This window comes from Mesorhizobium sp. ANAO-SY3R2 (genome assembly GCF_042466635.1).
Taxonomy (GTDB): domain Bacteria; phylum Pseudomonadota; class Alphaproteobacteria; order Rhizobiales; family Rhizobiaceae; genus Aminobacter.
In genome coordinates this window covers 711,727-730,286 of record NZ_CP159955.1, presented here as the reverse complement: position 1 = coordinate 730,286, position 18,560 = coordinate 711,727, and the positions used below count along the sequence as shown (strand labels likewise).

Annotated in this window: 16 protein-coding genes; 3 read left to right on the top strand and 13 right to left on the bottom strand. The window is 63.8% G+C overall.

What is annotated here, in order from left to right; genetic code table 11:
- Position 1 precedes the first annotated feature (1 nt).
- The 5 genes from ABSY17_RS08290 to chvE all read right to left on the bottom strand — a co-directional run bounded on the left by ABSY17_RS08290 (position 2) and on the right by chvE (position 5,882).
- Positions 2-772 carry an SDR family NAD(P)-dependent oxidoreductase gene (locus ABSY17_RS08290; RefSeq protein ID WP_378949118.1) on the bottom strand — a complete coding sequence of 257 codons (771 nt, stop codon included), beginning with the start codon at positions 770-772 and terminating at the stop codon, positions 2-4.
- 59 nt (positions 773-831) lie between these two features.
- A complete protein-coding gene (araD1, locus tag ABSY17_RS08285) occupies positions 832-1,827 on the bottom strand; it encodes an AraD1 family protein (protein ID WP_378949115.1) in 996 nt (331 codons plus the stop codon).
- A 156-nt stretch (positions 1,828-1,983) separates the two neighbouring features.
- Positions 1,984-3,198, bottom strand: a complete 1,215-nt coding sequence (gene mmsB, locus ABSY17_RS08280) for a multiple monosaccharide ABC transporter permease (protein WP_378949112.1) — start codon at positions 3,196-3,198, stop codon at positions 1,984-1,986.
- Positions 3,195-4,730: a multiple monosaccharide ABC transporter ATP-binding protein gene (gene mmsA / locus ABSY17_RS08275; RefSeq protein WP_378949109.1), complete on the bottom strand. Its 1,536-nt coding sequence runs from the start codon at positions 4,728-4,730 to the stop codon at positions 3,195-3,197. The genes mmsB and mmsA overlap by 4 nt, the downstream gene beginning before the upstream one ends.
- Positions 4,731-4,865: 135 nt before the next feature.
- Positions 4,866-5,882, bottom strand: a complete 1,017-nt coding sequence (chvE, locus tag ABSY17_RS08270; protein WP_378952512.1) for a multiple monosaccharide ABC transporter substrate-binding protein — start codon at positions 5,880-5,882, stop codon at positions 4,866-4,868.
- A gap of 336 nt (positions 5,883-6,218) precedes the next feature.
- Between chvE and ABSY17_RS08265 the strand changes: the two genes are divergently transcribed.
- Positions 6,219-7,202: a LysR family transcriptional regulator gene (locus ABSY17_RS08265; RefSeq protein WP_378949106.1), complete on the top strand. Its 984-nt coding sequence runs from the start codon at positions 6,219-6,221 to the stop codon at positions 7,200-7,202.
- A 3-nt stretch (positions 7,203-7,205) separates the two neighbouring features.
- Here ABSY17_RS08265 and ABSY17_RS08260 read toward each other — a convergent pair whose 3' ends face one another.
- The 8 genes from ABSY17_RS08260 to ABSY17_RS08225 form a co-directional block, all read right to left on the bottom strand.
- A complete protein-coding gene (locus ABSY17_RS08260) occupies positions 7,206-8,384 on the bottom strand; it encodes a serine hydrolase domain-containing protein (RefSeq protein ID WP_378949103.1) in 1,179 nt (392 codons plus the stop codon).
- Between the two features lie 23 nt (positions 8,385-8,407).
- Positions 8,408-9,604 (bottom strand): serine hydrolase domain-containing protein, encoded by a 1,197-nt coding sequence (locus tag ABSY17_RS08255; protein WP_378949101.1) that lies wholly within the window; start codon positions 9,602-9,604, stop codon positions 8,408-8,410.
- A 166-nt stretch (positions 9,605-9,770) separates the two neighbouring features.
- Positions 9,771-10,793, bottom strand: coding sequence for an extracellular solute-binding protein (locus ABSY17_RS08250; RefSeq protein ID WP_378952509.1), 1,023 nt, complete (start codon positions 10,791-10,793; stop codon positions 9,771-9,773).
- Positions 10,794-10,929: 136 nt separating this feature from the next.
- Positions 10,930-11,964 (bottom strand): extracellular solute-binding protein, encoded by a 1,035-nt coding sequence (locus ABSY17_RS08245; protein ID WP_378949098.1) that lies wholly within the window; start codon positions 11,962-11,964, stop codon positions 10,930-10,932.
- Between the two features lie 17 nt (positions 11,965-11,981).
- Positions 11,982-12,782 (bottom strand): ABC transporter permease, encoded by an 801-nt coding sequence (locus ABSY17_RS08240; protein ID WP_378949095.1) that lies wholly within the window; start codon positions 12,780-12,782, stop codon positions 11,982-11,984.
- Positions 12,775-13,695: an ABC transporter permease gene (locus ABSY17_RS08235; protein WP_378949092.1), complete on the bottom strand. Its 921-nt coding sequence runs from the start codon at positions 13,693-13,695 to the stop codon at positions 12,775-12,777. Before ABSY17_RS08235 ends, ABSY17_RS08240 begins: the two co-directional genes overlap by 8 nt.
- 3 nt (positions 13,696-13,698) lie before the next feature.
- The gene (locus tag ABSY17_RS08230; protein WP_378949090.1) at positions 13,699-14,793 is read right to left on the bottom strand and encodes an ABC transporter ATP-binding protein; all 1,095 of its coding nucleotides are present in this window, start codon (positions 14,791-14,793) and stop codon (positions 13,699-13,701) included.
- Positions 14,794-14,919: 126 nt separating this feature from the next.
- Positions 14,920-16,596, bottom strand: a complete 1,677-nt coding sequence (locus tag ABSY17_RS08225) for an amidohydrolase (RefSeq protein WP_378949087.1) — start codon at positions 16,594-16,596, stop codon at positions 14,920-14,922.
- A gap of 261 nt (positions 16,597-16,857) precedes the next feature.
- On the opposite strand from ABSY17_RS08225, the gene ABSY17_RS08220 reads away from it, so the two are divergent.
- The gene (locus ABSY17_RS08220; RefSeq protein ID WP_378949084.1) at positions 16,858-17,532 is read left to right on the top strand and encodes a TetR/AcrR family transcriptional regulator; all 675 of its coding nucleotides are present in this window, start codon (positions 16,858-16,860) and stop codon (positions 17,530-17,532) included.
- Complete coding sequence (locus ABSY17_RS08215; protein WP_378949081.1) at positions 17,529-18,560, top strand: histone deacetylase family protein; 1,032 nt, start codon at positions 17,529-17,531, stop codon at positions 18,558-18,560. The genes ABSY17_RS08220 and ABSY17_RS08215 overlap by 4 nt, the downstream gene beginning before the upstream one ends.

The following is an 18,560-nucleotide window of genomic DNA, read 5'->3' as shown; positions in this document are numbered from 1 at the left end:
CCTACACCCAGCCGCCGTCGACGACGAAATTCTGCGCCGTGCACATCCTGGAATCGTCGGCGGCGAGGAATAGCGCCATGCGCGCGATATCGTCGGGCATCACGCGACCCGACAGGCACTGCGCCTTGTCGATCTCGGCATTCGCCGCATCGTCGACCCAGAGGTCGAGCTGGCGTTTCGTCATGACCCAGCCGGGCACCAGCGTGTTGACGCGGATGCCGTGCTTGCCGAGGTCGCGGGCAAAGGAGCGCGTCATGCCGTGCACCGCGGCCTTGGACGCGGCATAAACCGGATAGCCGCCCGACGCCTTCATCCAGCCGATCGAGCCGAAATTGACGATCGAGCCCCTGCCCGCCGCGATCATGCCGGGTGCGGTCGCCTGGATGGCGAAGAAGGCGTGGCGCAGGTTGACCGCGACGCGGCCGTCGAAATAGTCGGGCGTCACATCGCGCCAGTCGTGGCGGGTGTCGTTGGCGGCGTTGTTGACCAGCGCCAGCGTCGGCCCGTGCAGCGCCTCGATTGCGGCGATGGCCGCGCGATAGGCCTCGATGTCGGTGATGTCGCAGGCGCGAAAGGCAACCGTGCCGCCGGCGGCGTTCAGCTCGTCCGCCAGTGCGGTGCCCTCGGCTTCGGCCAGGTCGACAAAGCCGACCCTGGCGCCCTGCCCGGCAAAGGCCCGGACGAGCGCCTCGCCGATGCCGGTCGCTCCGCCCGAGATCAGCACCGGCCGATCCTTCAGGCTCGGGTATCGCCCCATCATCTCATCGCTCATCGTCTCGCTCCCTGGGCGTTCGCCATTTGCAGGCCGGCCTCACCTGATTTTCGAGGCACCTACAGTGCCCGCACGGCCACCGGCGCCGTCGTCCGCGCCAGCTTCAGCGGATTCCTCAGCGGCAGGCCGAACGCCTCCGCCTCGATCTCGAACACGTCGCCCGCCTCGGCCTTCACCCCGTCGGCAAAGGACAGCGTGGCGGTGCCGAACATGTGCACGTGCACGTCGCCCGGCTGGCGGAACACGCCATACTTGAAATGATGATGCTCGAGATTGGCGATTGCGTGGGACATGTTGGCCTCCCCCGACAGGAACGGCTTTTCCCAGATGGTCTTGCCGGCTCGAATGATGCGCGAGGCGCCGCGCACGTCCGCCGGCAGTTCGCCGACCAGGATTTCCGGCCCGAACGAGGCGTTCCGGAGCTTGGAATGGGCGAGATAGAGATAGTTGATGCGCTCGGTGACGTGGTCGGAAAACTCATTGGCCAGCGCAAATCCGATGCGATAGGGCGTGCCGTCGTCGCCGATCAGGTAGATGCCGGCGATCTCCGGCTCCTCGCCGGCGTCGAGCGCGAAATGCGGCGACACCAGCGCCTTGCCGGGACCGACCACCATCGTGCCGTTGCCCTTGTAGAACCATTCCGGCTGCACGCCCGCCTGGCCGCGTGCCGGCTTGCCGCCTTCGAGCCCCATGCGGAACATCTTCATGGTGTCGGTCAGCGCCTCCTCGCTGTCCGCGGCGAGCTTCTTGTGCATGCTGTCGCGCGTCGCCGCCGAGCCAAGATGGGTAAGCCCCGTTCCGGTGAGATGCAGATGCGCCGGGTCCGGGTGCCTGACGGGCGAAAGCAACTGGCCGGCCATGTAGGCGGCCTTGAGGTCGACCGTCTCGCCAAGGCCGCGGTCGGCGACGATGGTGGCGAGCGAGGTCCCGGCGCGCACCGCCTCCAGTGCGAGTGCGTAGATCGACTTGGCGTCATTGACCAGCCGCGCGATCTCGCCCTCGCGCACCACCACCCGGCCCTTGCCGTCGGCGGAGACTATCTGGGACATCAGCATTTTTGACACTCCTTTCATCCGCCCCGCCCGGCTCTGTGCCCGGCAAGCGGCGAAATCCTTCCTCGCGCGCGAAACGACTTCCCGCCGCGCGTCCAATTCCCTGCCTTCCAGATTGCGGGGCGCGCCTCCCGCGCCGCCGTCAGCCGCTCCCGCAGCTCATGCCTTGTTCTTGTTGTAGACGTCGAACACCACCGCCCCGAGCAGCACGAGCCCTTTGATCACCTGCTGCCAGTCGATGTTGACGCCCATGATCGACATGCCGTTGTTCATGACGCCCATGATGAAGGCGCCGATGACCGCGCCCGCCACCTGGCCGACGCCGCCCATGGCGGAAGCCCCGCCGATGAAGACGGCGGCGATGACGTCGAGCTCGAAGCCGAGCCCGGCCTTCGGCGTCGCCGTGTTGAGGCGCGCGGCGAAGATCAGCCCGGCCAGCGCTGACAGCACACCCATGATGATGAAAATGGTGAAGGTCAGCCGCTCGGTCTTGATGCCGGACAGCTTCGCCGCCTTTTCGTTGCCGCCCATGGCGTAGATGCGACGGCCGAGCGTCATGCGCTTGGTGATGAAGACGAACAGCGCAATCAGCACGCCCATCACGATCAGCACATTGGGCAGGCCCTTGTAGGACGCCATCATGTAGACGAGGAACAGGACGATGCCCGAGATGACGACATTCTTGGCGACGAACAGCGCGAAGGGCTCCGCTTCGTAGCCATGCTTCTCGCGGCTGGCGCGGCTGCGGATGCCGAAAAAGAGCATCGCCGCCACGATCGCTACGCCGATCACCAGCGTCGTCGAATGCAGCTTCACCCCGGCAATGGTGATCGGCCCGATAACATCGGGAATGAAGCCGGCGCTGAGCAGCTGGAACTCGGCCGGGAACGGCCCCACCGACTTGCCGCCGAGCAGCGCCAGCGACAGCCCCTTGAACACGAGCATGCCGGCGAGCGTGACGATGAAGGACGGGATCTTCATGTAGGCGATCCAGTAGCCCTGGCTCGCGCCGATGACGCCGCCGGCGATCAGGCACAGCAGGCCCGCCAGAAGCGGGTTCATGCCGTATTGCACCATCAGCACCGCCGCCACCGCGCCGATGAAGCCCGACACCGAGCCGACCGACAGGTCGATATGGCCGGCGACGATGACCAAAAGCATGCCCAGCGCCATGATGATGATGTAGCTGTTCTGCAGCACCAGGTTGGTCAGGTTCACCGGCTTGAACAGCACGCCCGCCGTCTGCCACTGGAAGAACACCATGATGGCGATCAGCGCCAGCACCAGCCCGTAGTCGCGCAAGTTGCTCTTCCAGGCGGAGCTTGCCGCGGCATTGGCCGGTCTGTTCGCCTGCGTTGCCGTGTCCGTGCTCATGATGCCCTTGCCTCCCCGCGCACGATGGCGCGCATGATCTTTTCCTGGCTCGCCTCGTGGCCGGCCATCTCGCCGACGATGCGCCCTTCGTTCATCACATAGATGCGGTCGCAGATGCCGAGCAGTTCGGGCATCTCCGACGAGATCACCAAAATGCCCTTGCCCTCGCCGGCCAGCCTGTTGATGATCGTGTAGATCTCGTATTTGGCGCCGACGTCGATGCCGCGCGTCGGCTCGTCGAGGATCAGAACCTCGGGGTTGGCGAACAGCCACTTCGACAGCACCACCTTCTGCTGGTTGCCGCCGGAAAGGTTGCCGGTCTTCTGGTAGACGCTGGACGAGCGGATATTGGTCTTCTTGCGGTAGTCGTTGGCCGCGTTCAGTTCGGCGATGTCATCGAGCACGCCCCCGTGCGACACTGCCCCGAGGTTGGCGATGGTCACGTTGTGCTTGATGGTGTCGATCAGGTTGAGGCCGAAGGTCTTGCGGTCCTCGGTAGCATAGGCGAGCCCGTGCGCAACCGCCTTGCCAACGGTCGACGCATCGACCTTTTTGCCATGAACAAGGACCTCGCCGCTGATCCGGGTGCCATAGCTCTTGCCGAAAACGCTCATGGCGAATTCCGTGCGCCCCGCCCCCATCAGGCCGGCGATGCCTACCACCTCGCCCTTGCGGACATGGAGGTTGACGCCCTTGATGATCTGCCGGTCGGGATGGACGGGGTGATGCACCACCCAGTCCTTCACCTCGAAAATGGTCTCGCCGATGCTGGGCGTCCGGCTGGGATAGCGGTCCTCCAGCGTGCGGCCGACCATCGAGGTGATGATGCGGTCTTCGCTGATCTCGTGCGGGTCCAGTGTCTCGATGGTCTGGCCGTCGCGCAGCACGGTGATGCGGTCGGCGACCTTGGAGACCTCGTTCAGCTTGTGCGAGATCAGGATCGAGGCGATGCCGCGCTGTTTGAATTCGATCAGCAGGGCCAGCAGCGCGTCGCTGTCCTTTTCGCTTAAGCTCGCCGTCGGCTCGTCGAGGATCAGGAGCTTGACCTCCTTCGACAGCGCCTTGGCGATCTCCACCAGTTGCTGCTTGCCGACGCCGATATTGGTGATCAGCGTATCGGGGTCCTCGCGCAGGCCGACGCGCTTGAGCAGTTCGGCCGCACGGCTGCGCACCAGGTTCCAGTCGATGATGCCGTAGTGCGCCTGCTCGTTGCCGAGGAAGATGTTTTCGGCAATCGACAGCAGCGGCACCAGCGCCAGCTCCTGGTGGATGATGACGATGCCGGCGCGCTCGCTGTCATGGATGCCGCCGAAACGGCACTCCTGGCCCATGTAGCGGATCTCGCCGGAATATTCACCGTAAGGGTAGACGCCGGACAGCACCTTCATCAGCGTCGATTTGCCGGCGCCGTTCTCGCCGACGATGGCGTGGATCTCGCCGGCGCGGACATCGAGATTGACGTTCTGCAGCGCCTTGACGCCGGGAAACGTCTTGGTGATGTCGCGCATCTCGAGGATTGTTGTGTCCGTCATCCGAACTCTCGATCCGGCAATGATTGGGGCAACCGCCGCTTCGTGCAGTCTGCCGCAGTTCTGGAAAGAAGCAAACGCCTCCGGTCTGCCCTCCCCCCGCATGGCGGGGAAAGGGCGTGGCCCGCGAAGGCCGACTTACTTCAACTCTTCGGCCTTGATGTAGCCAGAGCCGACGACGATCTGCTCGTAGTTCGACTTGTCGACCGCCACCGGCACCAGCAGGTAGGACGGAACCACCTTGACGCCGTTGTTGTAGGTCTTCTCGTCGTTGATCTCCGGCTTGCCGCCCGAGAGAACGGCGTCGACGAGGTTGGCGGTCACCTTGGCCAGTTCGCGCGTGTCCTTGAACACGGTCGAATACTGTTCGCCGGCGATGATGCCCTTGACCGAAGGCACTTCGGCATCCTGGCCCGAAACGATCGGCCACGGCTGGTCGGCAGTGCCGTAGCCGACGCCGCGCAGCGACGAAATGATGCCGCGCGACAGGCCGTCATAAGGCGACAGCACCGCGTCGACACGGCTGCCGTCGGAGTAGTTGGCCGACAGGATGTTGTCCATGCGGGCCTGCGCGACAGCACCGTCCCAACGCAGCGTGCCGACCTTTTCCATGCCCGTCTGGCCCGACTTGACCACCACCGTGCCCTTGTCGATCAGCGGCTGCAACACGCTCATGGCGCCGTCGTAGAAGAAGAAGGCATTATTGTCGTCGGGCGAGCCGCCGAACAACTCGACGTTGAACGGCCCGGCCTTTTCCGGATAGCCGAGGCCCTTGAGCAGCGATTCCGCCTGCAGCACGCCGACCTTGAAGTTGTCGAAGGTGGTGTAGAAGTCGACATTGGGGCTGTCGCGGATCAGGCGGTCATAGGCGATGACCTTGACGCCCTTGTCGGCGGCCTGCTGGAGGACGGCCGACAGCGTCGTGCCGTCGATCGAGGCGATAACCAGCGCCTTGACGTCCTTGGTCACCATGTTCTCGATCTGGGCGAGCTGGTTCGGGATGTCGTCTTCGGCATATTGCAGGTCCGCATTGTAGCCCTTGGCCTTCAATGCGTTGACCAGCTCGTTGCCGTCGCTGATCCAGCGCAGCGAGGACTTGGTGGGCATGGCGATGCCGACCGTACCCTTGTCCTGGGCGTGGGCCGAATACGACATGGCGGCCAGGCTGACCGTCAGAGCGGCCACGAACGTCTTAATGATCTTCACCTTCTCTCTCCCTTGTGAAGTGCCGGCGCGCGGACGCGACTGCTCGCGCGTGGCCCCGCCATGAACGGCGCGGCAAAGCCAGATTATGTGCCTTCCTCCCAAACGATCGCGAGCCCTGCGCTTCCTCCGCTCGATGCTCCGGCTCCCGGCCGGGCGGCATCGAACCCGCGACGCCATCAAGCCTCATGGAGGCAGACATAACAGTCAAATGCTATTTCTGGCGCATGCCATATCATTCCTGATATGGTTCTGGTCACTGCCGGCGCGGGAGGGAGGAAGCCAGCCATGGTCGACATGCCAATCGACGTCAGGTCCCCGGGAAGCCTGCGGCCAAGCGAGAGCGAAACGCTCCTGCGTAGCGGCCTCAAGCTGCGCCACATGCGCATGGTCGTCGCCCTCGAAGACCACGGCCAGATCAGCGCCGCCGCCCAGGTCATGAACATGTCGCAGCCGGCCGCCTCGCGCATGATCTCCGAGATCGAGGACATCCTTGGCGTACAGATCTGCGAGCGGCTGCCGCGAGGCATCAGGCTGACGCCATATGGTGCCGCCCTTGCCCGCCGCGGCCGCGCCATCCTGCTCGAAATGCAGCAGGTCGACCGCGAGATTTCTGATCTCAAATCCGGCAAGGGCGGTTCCGTCAACATCGGCGCGGTGACCGCGCCCGCTATCGACCTCGCCGTGCCGGCGATTCGAAAGATCCGCCAGCGCTATCCCCGGATCGAGATCAGTGTGCAGGTCGAGACGAGTGCCGTGCTGGCGCGCGAACTGCTCGCCTCGCGCCACGACTTCATCATCGCCCGCATCCCTGATGATCTCGACCCGCGCCTGTTCGAAAGCCGCATCATAGGCATCGAGAAGGCCTGCCTGATCGTCCGCCGCGGACATCCGCTTGCCGGCACAGGCACCGTGGCGCTGGAGCGCCTCGCCGAGTTCGACTGGGTGTTTCAGCCCGGCGGCTCGCTGTTGCGCCAGACCGTGCAGGGCATCTTCATGAGCCGTAACGTGCGCATGCCCGACCGCATCCTCAACACCTCGTCGCTGCTGCTGACGCTGGTGATGGTGGCACAGTCCGACGCCATCGCTCCCATCGCCATCGACGTGGCCAGGTTCGTCAACAGCGAAAGCGGGCTGGCCGGGGCGATCGAAATCCTGCCGATCGCCTTCGACATCAACGTCCAGCCCTACAGCCTGATCACCGTGCGCGGCCGGACGCTGTCACCGACCGCGCAACTGCTGCACGATCATATTTTGCGCGAGATCGCGTAGCCCTCACACCCGCGCGCAGATCGCTTCGAAGAACGCCACACAATCGAGATCGAGCGGATCGTCCACCGGCAGCGCCTGCGACGACATCTTGGCGATGACCACCTCGGCCTTCTGGTCGACATAGAGCCACTGCCCATGAATGCCGATGCCGCAATAGGCATTCGTGCTGTTGCCGCTCTGGTACCACTTGTTGCGGTAGCGCCCGTTGGCGAACAGATTGACCATATCGCCACGCTGCCAGGCCTGGGCATCGCCGCCATGAATGGTGTCCTCGACCCAGGCCTGCGGCACGATCCGCCCACCCTCTGATGTGCCGCCCTGCCGCATCATCTCGCCGACACGGGCAAGGTCGCGCGCGGCGACCGAGATGCCGCCCGCCGCACGTGCGGTGCCTTCCCTGTCGACGGTGACGAAGCCGTCGCGCTTGGCACCAAGAGGCCGCCAGAGTTTTTGCGACATCAGCTCGGCATAGCGCACACCTGAGGCGCGCTCGACGATGATGCCGAGCAGGTCCGAGTTGGGCGAGCGGTAGCGGAAGGTCTGGCCGTGCGGCTCGTCCAGTTGCTGCAGCGACACGATGAATTCGCGCAGCGATTCCGCGCCGCCACCGGGGTTCCACATCGTCGCGCGGCGATAGCGGGCAAACAGGCTCTCGGGATCGAGATAGGCTTCCTCGAAATCGAGGCTGACGGTCATGTCGAGCACATGGCGCACCGTTGCACTCGCATAGACCGAGCCTGCCGCTTCGGGCACGTAATCGGTCACCGGCGCGTTCGGATCGAGCTTGCCCTCGCCCTCCAGGCCGCCAGCGAGGATCGCCGTCAGCGACTTCGAGATCGAAAAGATGATGTGCCGTGCCTCGGGCTTCATCCTCGGCGCGAACCAGTCGCCGACGAAATGGCCCTTCTTCATCACCACCAGCGCATCGGTCGACGAGCGCTCAAGGAAAGCTGAAACGGTCTCGCTCTTGCCGTTGAGCTCGACAGTCTCCGAAAGCAGGCCCCCGAGGTCGACCGGTGCCGCTTCCAGGTTGCCCTCGCGCGCGGCGATCCGCGCGCTCGGCACCATCTCCGAAACGTTCTGGAAGGCCCAGCCATTGAAGGGCTGCTCGCGCCAGTTGCCGAGGGCCACGTCCTTGCGGGCAAAACCGAATGTGCGTTCGAACGCGGTGGAAGACGTCATGGTATTTTCCTGCTGGTGATGATCTAGGCGAGTGCGTCGGCGATCGCGTGGATCGCCTTGAGCGTCGCCACCGAATAGGCGACGGAGGTGAAATCGGGCCAGGTCGACAGCTTCACCGTCACCATCCTGCTGTCCCAGTCGATATGGATCAACTGCCCGAACACGCCCCGGCACATCAGCGCGCGCGAACGCGGATCCTCGATCCAGAACTGGTTGCGGTAGCTGCCTTCCGGCATGGAAGCGCTGTAGTTCGAGCCGTGCACGCCGTTGCGCGTCTCAGCAATCCAGTCGGCCGGCACGATACCGGCGCCGTCCTCGAGGATCGTCTGGCCAAAGCGGGCATAGTCGCGCAGCGACGCGTTGAAGCCGCCGTCGGCTAGCGCATAGCCGGCGCTGTCGACGGTGAAGTAGGCACTCTCCTCCGCGCCGATCTTCTGCCACAGCTCCTCGGAGACGAGTTGCGCCAGCCGCTTGCCGGTCGCGCGCTCCATGACGAAGGCCAAGACATCGGTCTCGATCGAGCGATATTCGAACGCTTCGCCATGCGGCCGCGTCGTTTCGGTCAGGCCGAGGATCAGTTGAAAGACATGCTCCGGCCATTTGAACGCCGGATCGGTTCCTGAAGGAACCGGCTTCCAACCTGACGCGACATCGACCTGGCCGATGTCTGAATAGGGGTCGGTATAGGCCTCGCCGAAGCGCACGCCCGTGGTCATGTCGAGGACGTGGCTCAGCTTCGCCCCCTTCCAGCCGGTCGCCGCCAGTTCGGGCAGATAGTCGGTCACCAGCCTGTTCGGATCGACGACGCCGCGGCCGGCGAGAATACCGAACACGGCTCCCGTCACCGACTTCGCCACCGATTGCGACAGATGCGGCGTGCGCGGCGTCATGCCGTTGAAATAGCGCTCATAGGCGATCTTGCCGTCCTTGAGCACCAGGAAGCCGTCGGTATAGGTCTCGTCGAGCAGGCCGGCGAGCGTCGTCGGCCGGCCCTCGCTGTCGGTCACCGACAACTGGTCGAGATTTGTTTCCGCGCGCGGCAGGGCGCGCACCGGGCCCTCGCCTCGCCAGACTTCAACGGTCGGCACGATCTCGCGGACATGCTGGAATGCCCAGCGGTTCCATGGCGGCTCATCCCACGAAGTGCGCGGCAGCGGCATCGCCGGCGGCGAGCCCTGCATGATCGGCGGCACGTTTTCGTTGTTGCGGTAGGAACCCATGGCGCACCCCACGCGGCCTAGTGCATGACCCCGAAAATCGGGATCGATTTTCGGAAAGGATCATGCACAAATTCAAAGTGTTACAGCGTCCTTTGCGCGTCCGAAAGGACGCGCGGCGCTGTAAGCAGATGGGCCGGCGCGGAACGCCGGCCCAGATATCAAAAACCTACTTCTGCAACTCGGTCCAGATCCTGGTGTAGAGCGCGTCTGCCTCCGGCGAGCACATCAGGGCAAACGTGCCGTGCGGCTTGCTTTCCTCCGGAACGACGATCTCCGGCGCATCCTTCATGTCGGCGGGCATGAACTTGTCCGACCCGGCGATGCCGTTGGCATAGCGGTGGAAGGCGGACAGCCCTGCGGCCACTTCCGGATCCATGATGAAGTTCTGGAACAGCTTGGCGTTCTCGACGTTCTTGGCGTCCTTCAGCACGACGGCGTTGTCGCTCCAATAGGTGAAGCCTTCCTTCGGATAGCCGAAGCTCACTTCGGGGCGCGCCAGCCGGATACGCAGCCCGGCCCCGTTCCAGGTGTTCGAAGCCTTGAAGTCGCCGGCCGACATCTTGTCGACGGCGCCATATTCCATGGCGACCCAGTTCGGCTTGGCGGCAACCAGGAGGTCGCGCACCTTCTTCAGCACTTCCTTGTCGGTCGTGCACTGCTCGCCGCCGGCATAATGGACGGCGGCCGTAATCAGGTCGTTCATCTCCGGAACGACGTTGACCTTGCCCTTCAGCTCGTCCGGCGTGTCGAAGATGATCTTCCAGCTATTGATGTCGCCCTTGTAGACGCTGGTATCGACCACAATGCCAAAGGTTCCCCAAGCCCACGGCACGGAATATTTGCGGCCGGGATCGAAGCTCGGATTGGCCCATTCCGGGGCGATGTTCTTGGCGTTCTCCATGCCGCCGGGATTGGTCTCGAGCAGAAGGCCTTCATTGATCCAGATGGGCAGGTGCGTCTGCGAGGGGACCACGATGTCGAAGCCGCTGCCGCCCTGGCGCACCTTGGCAAGTGCCGTCTCGTTGGAGTCGTAATCGGTTACGGACACCTTGACGTTGTACTTCTCCTCGAACTTCTTGATGACGTCCGGGTTGGTGTAGTTTCCCCAATTGTAGATATTGAGTTCCCCTTCGGCGCGGGCGAGGCCGGTTGCGGCCAGCAGCGCGAGGGCCGCGGTGGCGGCGGACATTCTCAAGTTCACTGTAGTACTCCTTTTAGTGTCCGCGATGCCGTCTGCGGGCGGCGAACAAGCGCCCGTGACGGCCGGAGGCGATCTTCGCCGCCCCCGGCTGTCATGATTTTGGCCAAGCGCCGTATGCGCCGGCTTATTTCTGAAGCTCGGTCCAGATCTTGGTGTAGAGCTGCTGCACCTCTGGCGCGCAGGTCTCGAGGATCTCGCCGTTCTTCTTGAACTCTTCCGGTATGACCACTTCCGGAGCCGACGTCATGTCGGCCGGCATGAACTTCTCGGACCCCGAGATGCCGTTGGCATAGCGATGGAAGGCCGAGTTCATCGCCGCGTTTTCCGGGTCCATCATGAAGTTCTGGAACAGCTTGGCGTTCTCGACGTTCTTGGCGTCCTTGAGCACCACCACGTTATCGCTCCAGAGCTGGAAGCCCTCGACAGGATAGCCGTAGTGGATGGCCGGGTTGTTCAGGCGCTGGCGCAGCACCGAGCCGTTCCAGTCGCTGGTCGCCTTGAAGTCGCCCGCCCCCATCTTCTCGATGGTGTTGTACTCCATGGCGATCCAGTTCGGCTTGGCCGCGACCAGCACGTCGCGCACCTTCTTGAGCACTTCCTTGTCGCCCGAGCACTGCGGCGCGCCGACATATTTCAGCGCAGCATGGATCACGTCGTTCATTTCGGGAACCACGTTGACCTTGCCCTTCAGCTCGTCGGGCGTATCGAAGATGATCTTCCAGGTATTGATGTCGCCCTTGTAGAAGTCGGTGTTGACGCCGACGCCGACGGTGCCCAGCGCCCACGGCACGGTGTAGTGGCGGCCCGGATCGAAGGCCGGATCCTTCCACTCGGGCATGACGTTCTTGAAGTTCTCCATCTGGTCGGGACGGGTCTCGAGCACGAGGCCTTCCTTGATCCAGATCGGGATGTAGGTCTGCGAGGGCATGGCGACGTCAAAGCCGTGGCCGCCCTGGCGCACCTTGGCAAGTGCCGTGTCGTTGGAGTCGTAGTCGGTAACCGTGACCTTGACGTCGTACTTTGCCTCGAACTTCTTGATCATGTCGGGGCTTATGTAGTTGCCCCAGTTATAGATGTTGAGTGCGCCTTCGGCCGAGGCGAGGCTGGTCGAAGCCAGCAGCGCCAGACCGACTGCCATCGACATGGATTTCAGATTCATCATTTCCCTCCCGTTGATTAGTCGCGTTTCCTGCTCATGAAGAAGAACAGCGTGACGATGACGACCGACAAGAGCAGGAAGACGGTCGAGATCGCGTTGACCTCCGGCGTGATGCCGCGGCGGATCTGCCCCAGCATGTAGGTCGGCAAGGTATCCTGGCCGCCCGACTTGACGAACTCGGTGATGACCACGTCGTCGAGCGAGATGACGAAGGCAAGCATCAGCCCGGCGATGATGCCCGGCCACAGCAGCGGCAGCGTCACCCGGCGAAATGCCTTCCATGGCGTGGCGTAGAGATCGGCCGCCGCACGCTCGAGCGTCAGGTCCATGTTCTCGAGCCGCGCCCTGATCGGCAGATAGGCGAAGGGGATGCAGAACGCCGTATGCGCAGCGATCAGATAACCCAACCCCGAATAGCCGGTGGCGATCTTGATCTGGGCGAAGAAGATCAGCAGCGCCACGCCGGTGACGATTTCCGGCACCATCAGCGGCTGGTTGATGAAGGCGTATTTGAGCGTCAGCCCGCGATAGGGCCGCGTCCTGGTCGTCGCCAGCGCCGCCATGGTGGCGGCGATCGTCGCCATCACTGCCGCCGCCGAGGCGATCTGAAGCGAGCGCCACGACGCGTCGATGACCTGCTGGTTGTTCCATGCGGACACGAACCAGCGCAGCGAGAAGCCGCCCCACTCCGATACCGAAGTGGATTCGTTGAAGGCATAGGCGACCAGCACGACGATCGGCAGGTAGAGCAGCACGAAGCAGGTCGCCGCAATGGCGGTGAAGCCGGTCTGCTGGCGGATCGAGAAGCGCTTAGCCATGACGCGCCTCCGAAGAGGAGGTATTGCGGACATAGACCAGCAGCGCCACCATCACGATCGCCATGACGGTGATCGACAGTGCTGCCCCCAGCGGCCAATTGCGCCCCTGTCCGAACTGCAGCTCGATCAGGTTGGCGAACATCATGTTCTTGCCGCCGCCGAGCACGCTTGGCGTCACATAGGCGCCGATGGCGGGGATGAAGACCAGGATCGATCCGGCGATCACGCCGGGCCTGACCATCGGGAAGATGATCCGGCGCAGCACCTGCCAGCGCGTGGCGTAGAGGTCGTAGCCGGCCTCGACGAGGCGGAAATCGAGCTTCTCCATGCTGGCATAGAGCGGCAGCACCATCAGCGGCAGGTAGACATAGGTCATGCCGACCATGATGGCGAAGTCGGTATAGAGCATCTGGATCGGCTGGTCGGTGATGCCAAGATTGATCAGCGCGGTGTTGATGATGCCCTCGTTGCGGATGACCTGCAGAACCGCGAAGGTGCGGATCAGGAGGTTCGTCCAGAACGGGATGGTGATCAAAAACAGCCAGATGTCGCGCGTCCGTTCCGACCGCGTGGCTATGAAATAGGCGGTCGGGAAGCCGAAGATCAGCGTCGCCACGGTCGCCATGATCGCGAGCTTCAGCGAGCGCCAGAAGATGGTGAGATGAGCGCTGGCAAAAGACAGCGTGTCGTCGAAGATGTCGCGCTCGAGGAAGACCGAGACCCAGCCCTCGGTCGAGAATTTCCAGACGACGTCGCCATAGGGCCCGGGCGTCAGGAACGAATAGACCAGCACGATCAACAGCGGGCCGGAGGCCGCAAGGAAGATGATGGTCAGCGCCGGCGCCGACAGAAACCAGCGGTTCCTGACGTCGCGCGCCTCGGCCTGTCTTTCGATTTCGGCAGCGGTCGCCATCGCTCAGTCCTTGAGTATCTGGGCCGCATCGTCGCCGATGACGATACCGACGCGCTCGCCGCGCTCGAAGGCCGTCATCGAGCCGCGCGTGTTCTGCTGGCGTACGGTGAACATCGCGCCGTCGTCCAGCTTGATATGGACATGCGTGTCGGTGCCGAAATAGACGACGTTCTCGACCACGCCGGAAATGTCGCCTTGCCCCTTGACGGCCTTGGCATGCTCGGGACGGATCACCACCGTCGCTTCGCCATCGAGCTTGAAGCCTTCCGCCACGGTCGCGGCAATCGTCGCACCCGACTTCAGCGTCACCCTGGCCTTGGCCCCGTCGATGCTGTCCACCCTGGCATCGAGGAAATTGGTCTCGCCGATGAAGTCAGCGACGAAGCGCACGGCCGGCCGGTCATAGATGTCGCGCGGGCTGCCGACCTGCAGGATCTTGCCCGACGACATCACCGCGATGCGGTCGGACATCGTCAACGCCTCTTCCTGGTCGTGGGTGACGAAGATGAAGGTGATGCCGGTTTCGAGCTGCAGGCGCTTGAGCTCGATCTGCATTTCCTTGCGCAGCTTGTAGTCGAGCGCCGACAAGGGCTCGTCGAGCAGCAGCACCTTGGGCTGCGGCGCCAGTGCCCGGGCGAGCGCCACGCGCTGCTGCTGGCCGCCGGAGATCTGGCTGGTGCGGCGCTTGGCGAGCTTTTCCATGCGCACCAGCTTCAGCATCTCGGCCACCCGCGCATCGATCTCGACCCGCGGCTTGCCCAGCATTTCGAGACCGAAGCCGATGTTCTCCGCCACCGTCATATGCGGGAACAGCGCGTAGGACTGGAACACCGTGTTGACCGGCCGCTTGTAGGGCGGCAGCGGCGCGATATCGCTGCCATAGAGCATGATCTCGCCTTCCGAGGGGAAGTCGAAGCCGGCAATCAGCCTGAGAAGCGTGGTCTTACCGCAGCCGGACGGTCCCAGCAGCGTGAAGAACTCGTTTTCCCTGATCGACACCGAAACGGTATCGAGCGCAGCTACCTGCGCCTCCCCCGTTCCGAATACCTTGCGAACCCCGCGAACCTCGATCGCATTCCTACCCGGTGTTTCCGGCACGCAAACGCCCCATTGTTTCGTCCACCTTTTGCGGCGGAGCTTTTTCCGTTTCGATTGTCACCACATGCCGCAAGGCTTGGCAACAACAGCACTCACTACAACTCACCGGCAATCACCGGGCCACCTTCAGGCCTGGTACGTAACCCTTCCGCCGCAGATGGTGATCACCGGCCGCACCTCATGCAGAACGGCCGGATCGGTCGCCTCGATATCGGCTGAAAGCACGACCAGGTCGCCGAGGAAGCCCGGCTTCAGCCGACCTTTTCTATCTTCCATGAAACCGGCATAAGCGCCCTCGACGGTGTAGCCGGCGAGCGCCTGGCGCAGCGAAACGCTCTGGTCGGGCATGTCGTCGGCCCAAGGCTTGCGCAGCATTGCCGCCTGCATGCCCAGGATCGGGTCGATCGGCGCCACCGGCCAGTCGGAGGCGAACACCACATGCGCGCCCGCATCGAGCAGCGTGCGTGTCGGATAGGCATAAGCCCAGCGTTCGCGACCAATGCGCGTGACCGTCGGCTCCAGCGGAAAACTCATCGCGCCGGGCGGGTGTGGAGGCTGCATCGAAGCGATGACGCCGAGGTCGACGAAGCGCTTGATGTCGGCCGCCGTCGTCACCTCGACATGCTCCACCCGGTGGCGGCTGTCGCGCAGGCCATTGGCCTTTTGCGCCGCTTCATAGCCGTCTAGCACGGCGCGTGTCGCACCGTCGCCGATCGAATGGACCGCGATCTGCAAACCGCGCCGGTCGATCTCGACCGCCAGGCGCTTGAATTCCTCCGGCGAAAACAGCGGCTCGCCAACCCAGTCCGGCCGGTCGGCATAGGGCTCGAGCATGACCGCCGTCCAGGAATCGAGAACGCCGTCATAGAACAGCTTGACCACGCCCGACGACAGCCACTCGCCCTTGTAACGCGCGGCCATGTCGGAGGCCTTGTCGAGCATGTCGATGGTCATGAAGTTCTTGTAGTGGAACGGCACCTGCACCCGACAGATCAGGTCGCCCTCAGCCTCGATCTCCGAGAGCAGTTCGAGCTGGTAGTAGTTGCCGTCCATGTTCTGGACCGAGGTGATGCCATGCCTGGCACACCAGTCGAGCCCGCGCCGCATGATGGCGCGGTCGCCGGCTCGTTCCTCGGCATTCGGCACCGGATCCGGCTCGCCGCCGGTCGAAAGGCCGAGCCGCACGCGACCTTCGCCGGCAAGCTTGAGCACCGGGTTGAACGCCTCGTTCTCGCGCAGTTCGCCCTCGGCCAGCCCGTCGGCGCCCATGACGATTTCGTTGCCGGGCGTGAGTTCGCGGCCGTGCAGCACGCCGGCCATTTCCAGCGCCCTGGTGTTGGCCCACATCGTGTGGTGGTCGGGCGCGGCCATCAGGAACGGTCGGTCGGGGATGATCGCGTCGAGGTGATGCCTGGTCACGCGCTCGCCGCCGAGGATGGTGTAGTCGGCGCCCTGCCCGACGATCATCTTCGCATCGGGGCGCGATGCGGCATAGGCGTGAACGGCGTCGCGCAGCGCCTCGAAACCGTGCAGGCCGAACAGTTGCAGATGCGCGAGTTCAGCAGCCCCCGAAAAAAGATGCATGTGCGCTTCGATGAAGCCCGGGACGACCGAACCGCCGCGCGCGTCGATCACCTTGGTGTCCGGGCCGCGCAGTGCCTCGATTTCAGTCTTGTCGCCAACGGCGGCGATCAGGCCATCCCTGATGGCCACCGCTTCCGCCGAGGGCCGTGCTGCATCCATGGTCAGCACGCGGGCGTTGATGACGATCAGGTCGGCATTGCGAACCGTTTGGACAGACATCGCGACTCCGCGCACTTGACTGACTGAGACCGTCCAGCCCCGCATCGGTCGCCTGCCGTTCGAACGGAATGGCGTAACCAGACAAGAGGCTAGAGCCGCTCCGCTATCTCAGGAAATCCCCTTGTTTCCCTGAAGACAGCGCCGAGAAAAAATGCGACTAATTGTTCGCGTTTGTCAATATGCGGGTTTCCCGGGGGGATGCGTTGTGGAGGACGCCTCTCGTGTATGTTGGCAACAAGCAGGGAGCGAGAAGTTCTGTCCGTGAATCGCAGTCTCACCAAGAAGACCAGCGCGGCGCTCAGCCCGCGCAAGCAACCGCGACAGGAACGGTCGAGCAAGGTTGTCGACAGGATTCTTGATGCCGCGCTGACCCTGACGAGGGAACAGGGCACCAAGACGCCGACGACGCTTGCCATCGCACAGCACGCCGGCCTGTCGGTCGGCTCGGTCTACCAGTACTACCCCAACAAGGAAGCCATCCTTCTGGATCTCGCCCGGCGCTGGCTCGGCGCCTTTCCCGAGGTGATCGCCAGACGCATCAGGGCCCCGCGCCCCACCAACCGCGACGAATTTCAGCTGGAAGTGGACAGGCTCTTCGTCGACACCTCGAAACTCTATCTCGACAACGCCAGCCTGATGCCGGTCATCGAGGCCATCACCGGCAATCCCGACCTCAGGCCCATCCAGAACGAATATGACGAGCAGATCATAGCCCTCTACGCTGCCTGGCTGCAGCATGTGAACCCGGCCCTTCAGGACGAAGTCGCCAGCCGGCTGGGTGTGGTGATGATGGAGGTCGGCCACGTCTGCCGCCTCGTCGGCCTCAAGCGGGACCGCAAGGCATTCGATCTCATCCAGGACGACGTCAAGGCCATGTGGCTCGCGCTCGTCGCCCCCTATCTCGATCTCAACCAGAACCAGGAAGGAGAATCATGAAGACTGTCTTTTCGCCGCTCCACGCCGGCCACAGCGGCCAGATGGAGCTAGTCGCCGGTGCCATCGTGCCCGGATTCGAGAAGCCCTCGCGGGCCGAGATCATCAAGAAGCGCGTCGAAAGCGAGAAGCTCGGACCGATCCTTGCGCCCGAGGTCCACGACCTGACCGCCGCCAAGCGCGTGCATGCGGCCGACTACATCGACTTCCTGCCGACCGTCTGGCCGCAATGGGAAGCCGCCGGCAAGTCCGGCTCGGCCATCCCCTTCGCCTGGCCGACGCGCGGGCTGCGCGGCGATGTCCGCCCGAAAAACATCGAGGCGCTGCTCGGCTTCTATTCCTTCGACGGCGGCGCCTCCTTCGTCAAAGGCACGTGGGAAGCCATCAAGTCGTCCTACGACGTGGCGCTGACCGCGGCTCAGTTGATCAAGGCTGGTGAACGCAGCGCGTTTGCGCTCTGCCGTCCGCCGGGCCACCATGCGGGCGCGGCCTTCATGGGGGGCTATTGCTACATCAACAACGCAGCCGTCGCCGCGCAATTGTTCCGTGACCAAGGTGCGAAGCGCGTCGCCGTGCTCGATGTCGACTACCACCACGGCAACGGCACGCAGGAGATCTTCTATTCGCGCAACGACGTCCAGGTCATCAACCTGCACGGCGACCCGATGACCGAATATCCGTACTTCCTCGGCCATGCCGACGAGCACGGCGCTGGCGAAGGCGAAGGCTTCAACATCAACTACCCGATGCCCTTCGGCACCTCCTTCGAGAAATGGAGCGAGGCGCTCGAGGACGGCTGCCGGAAACTCGCCGCCTATGCGCCCGACGTCGTCGTCGTCTCGCTCGGCGTCGACACCTTCGAGAAGGACCCGATCAGCCACTTCAAGCTGACCAGCGCCGACTACCCGAAAATCGGCGAGCGCATCGCCAGGCTCGGGCTGCCGACGCTGTTCGTGATGGAAGGCGGCTACGCCGTCGACGAGATCGGCATCAACGCCGTCGGCGTGCTCACCGGCTTCGAGGGGCGCTGA

Excerpts from the sequence above, each read along its gene's own strand:
- mmsA (WP_378949109.1), bottom strand. The coding sequence starts at position 4,730 with ATGACGGACACAACAATCCTCGAGATGCGCGACATCACCAAGACGTTT.
- mmsB (WP_378949112.1), bottom strand. The coding sequence starts at position 3,198 with ATGAGCACGGACACGGCAACGCAGGCGAACAGACCGGCCAATGCCGCG.
- ABSY17_RS08260 (WP_378949103.1), bottom strand. The coding sequence starts at position 8,384 with ATGACGTCTTCCACCGCGTTCGAACGCACATTCGGTTTTGCCCGCAAG.
- araD1 (WP_378949115.1), bottom strand. The coding sequence starts at position 1,827 with ATGCTGATGTCCCAGATAGTCTCCGCCGACGGCAAGGGCCGGGTGGTG.
- ABSY17_RS08250 (WP_378952509.1), bottom strand. The coding sequence starts at position 10,793 with ATGTCCGCCGCCACCGCGGCCCTCGCGCTGCTGGCCGCAACCGGCCTC.
- ABSY17_RS08245 (WP_378949098.1), bottom strand. The coding sequence starts at position 11,964 with ATGAATCTGAAATCCATGTCGATGGCAGTCGGTCTGGCGCTGCTGGCT.
- ABSY17_RS08215 (WP_378949081.1), top strand. The coding sequence starts at position 17,529 with ATGAAGACTGTCTTTTCGCCGCTCCACGCCGGCCACAGCGGCCAGATG.
- chvE (WP_378952512.1), bottom strand. The coding sequence starts at position 5,882 with ATGTCGTATTCGGCCCACGCCCAGGACAAGGGTACGGTCGGCATCGCC.
- ABSY17_RS08255 (WP_378949101.1), bottom strand. The coding sequence starts at position 9,604 with ATGGGTTCCTACCGCAACAACGAAAACGTGCCGCCGATCATGCAGGGC.
- ABSY17_RS08290 (WP_378949118.1), bottom strand. The coding sequence starts at position 772 with ATGAGCGATGAGATGATGGGGCGATACCCGAGCCTGAAGGATCGGCCG.
- ABSY17_RS08235 (WP_378949092.1), bottom strand. The coding sequence starts at position 13,695 with ATGGCGACCGCTGCCGAAATCGAAAGACAGGCCGAGGCGCGCGACGTC.
- ABSY17_RS08265 (WP_378949106.1), top strand. The coding sequence starts at position 6,219 with ATGGTCGACATGCCAATCGACGTCAGGTCCCCGGGAAGCCTGCGGCCA.
- ABSY17_RS08225 (WP_378949087.1), bottom strand. The coding sequence starts at position 16,596 with ATGTCTGTCCAAACGGTTCGCAATGCCGACCTGATCGTCATCAACGCC.
- ABSY17_RS08240 (WP_378949095.1), bottom strand. The coding sequence starts at position 12,782 with ATGGCTAAGCGCTTCTCGATCCGCCAGCAGACCGGCTTCACCGCCATT.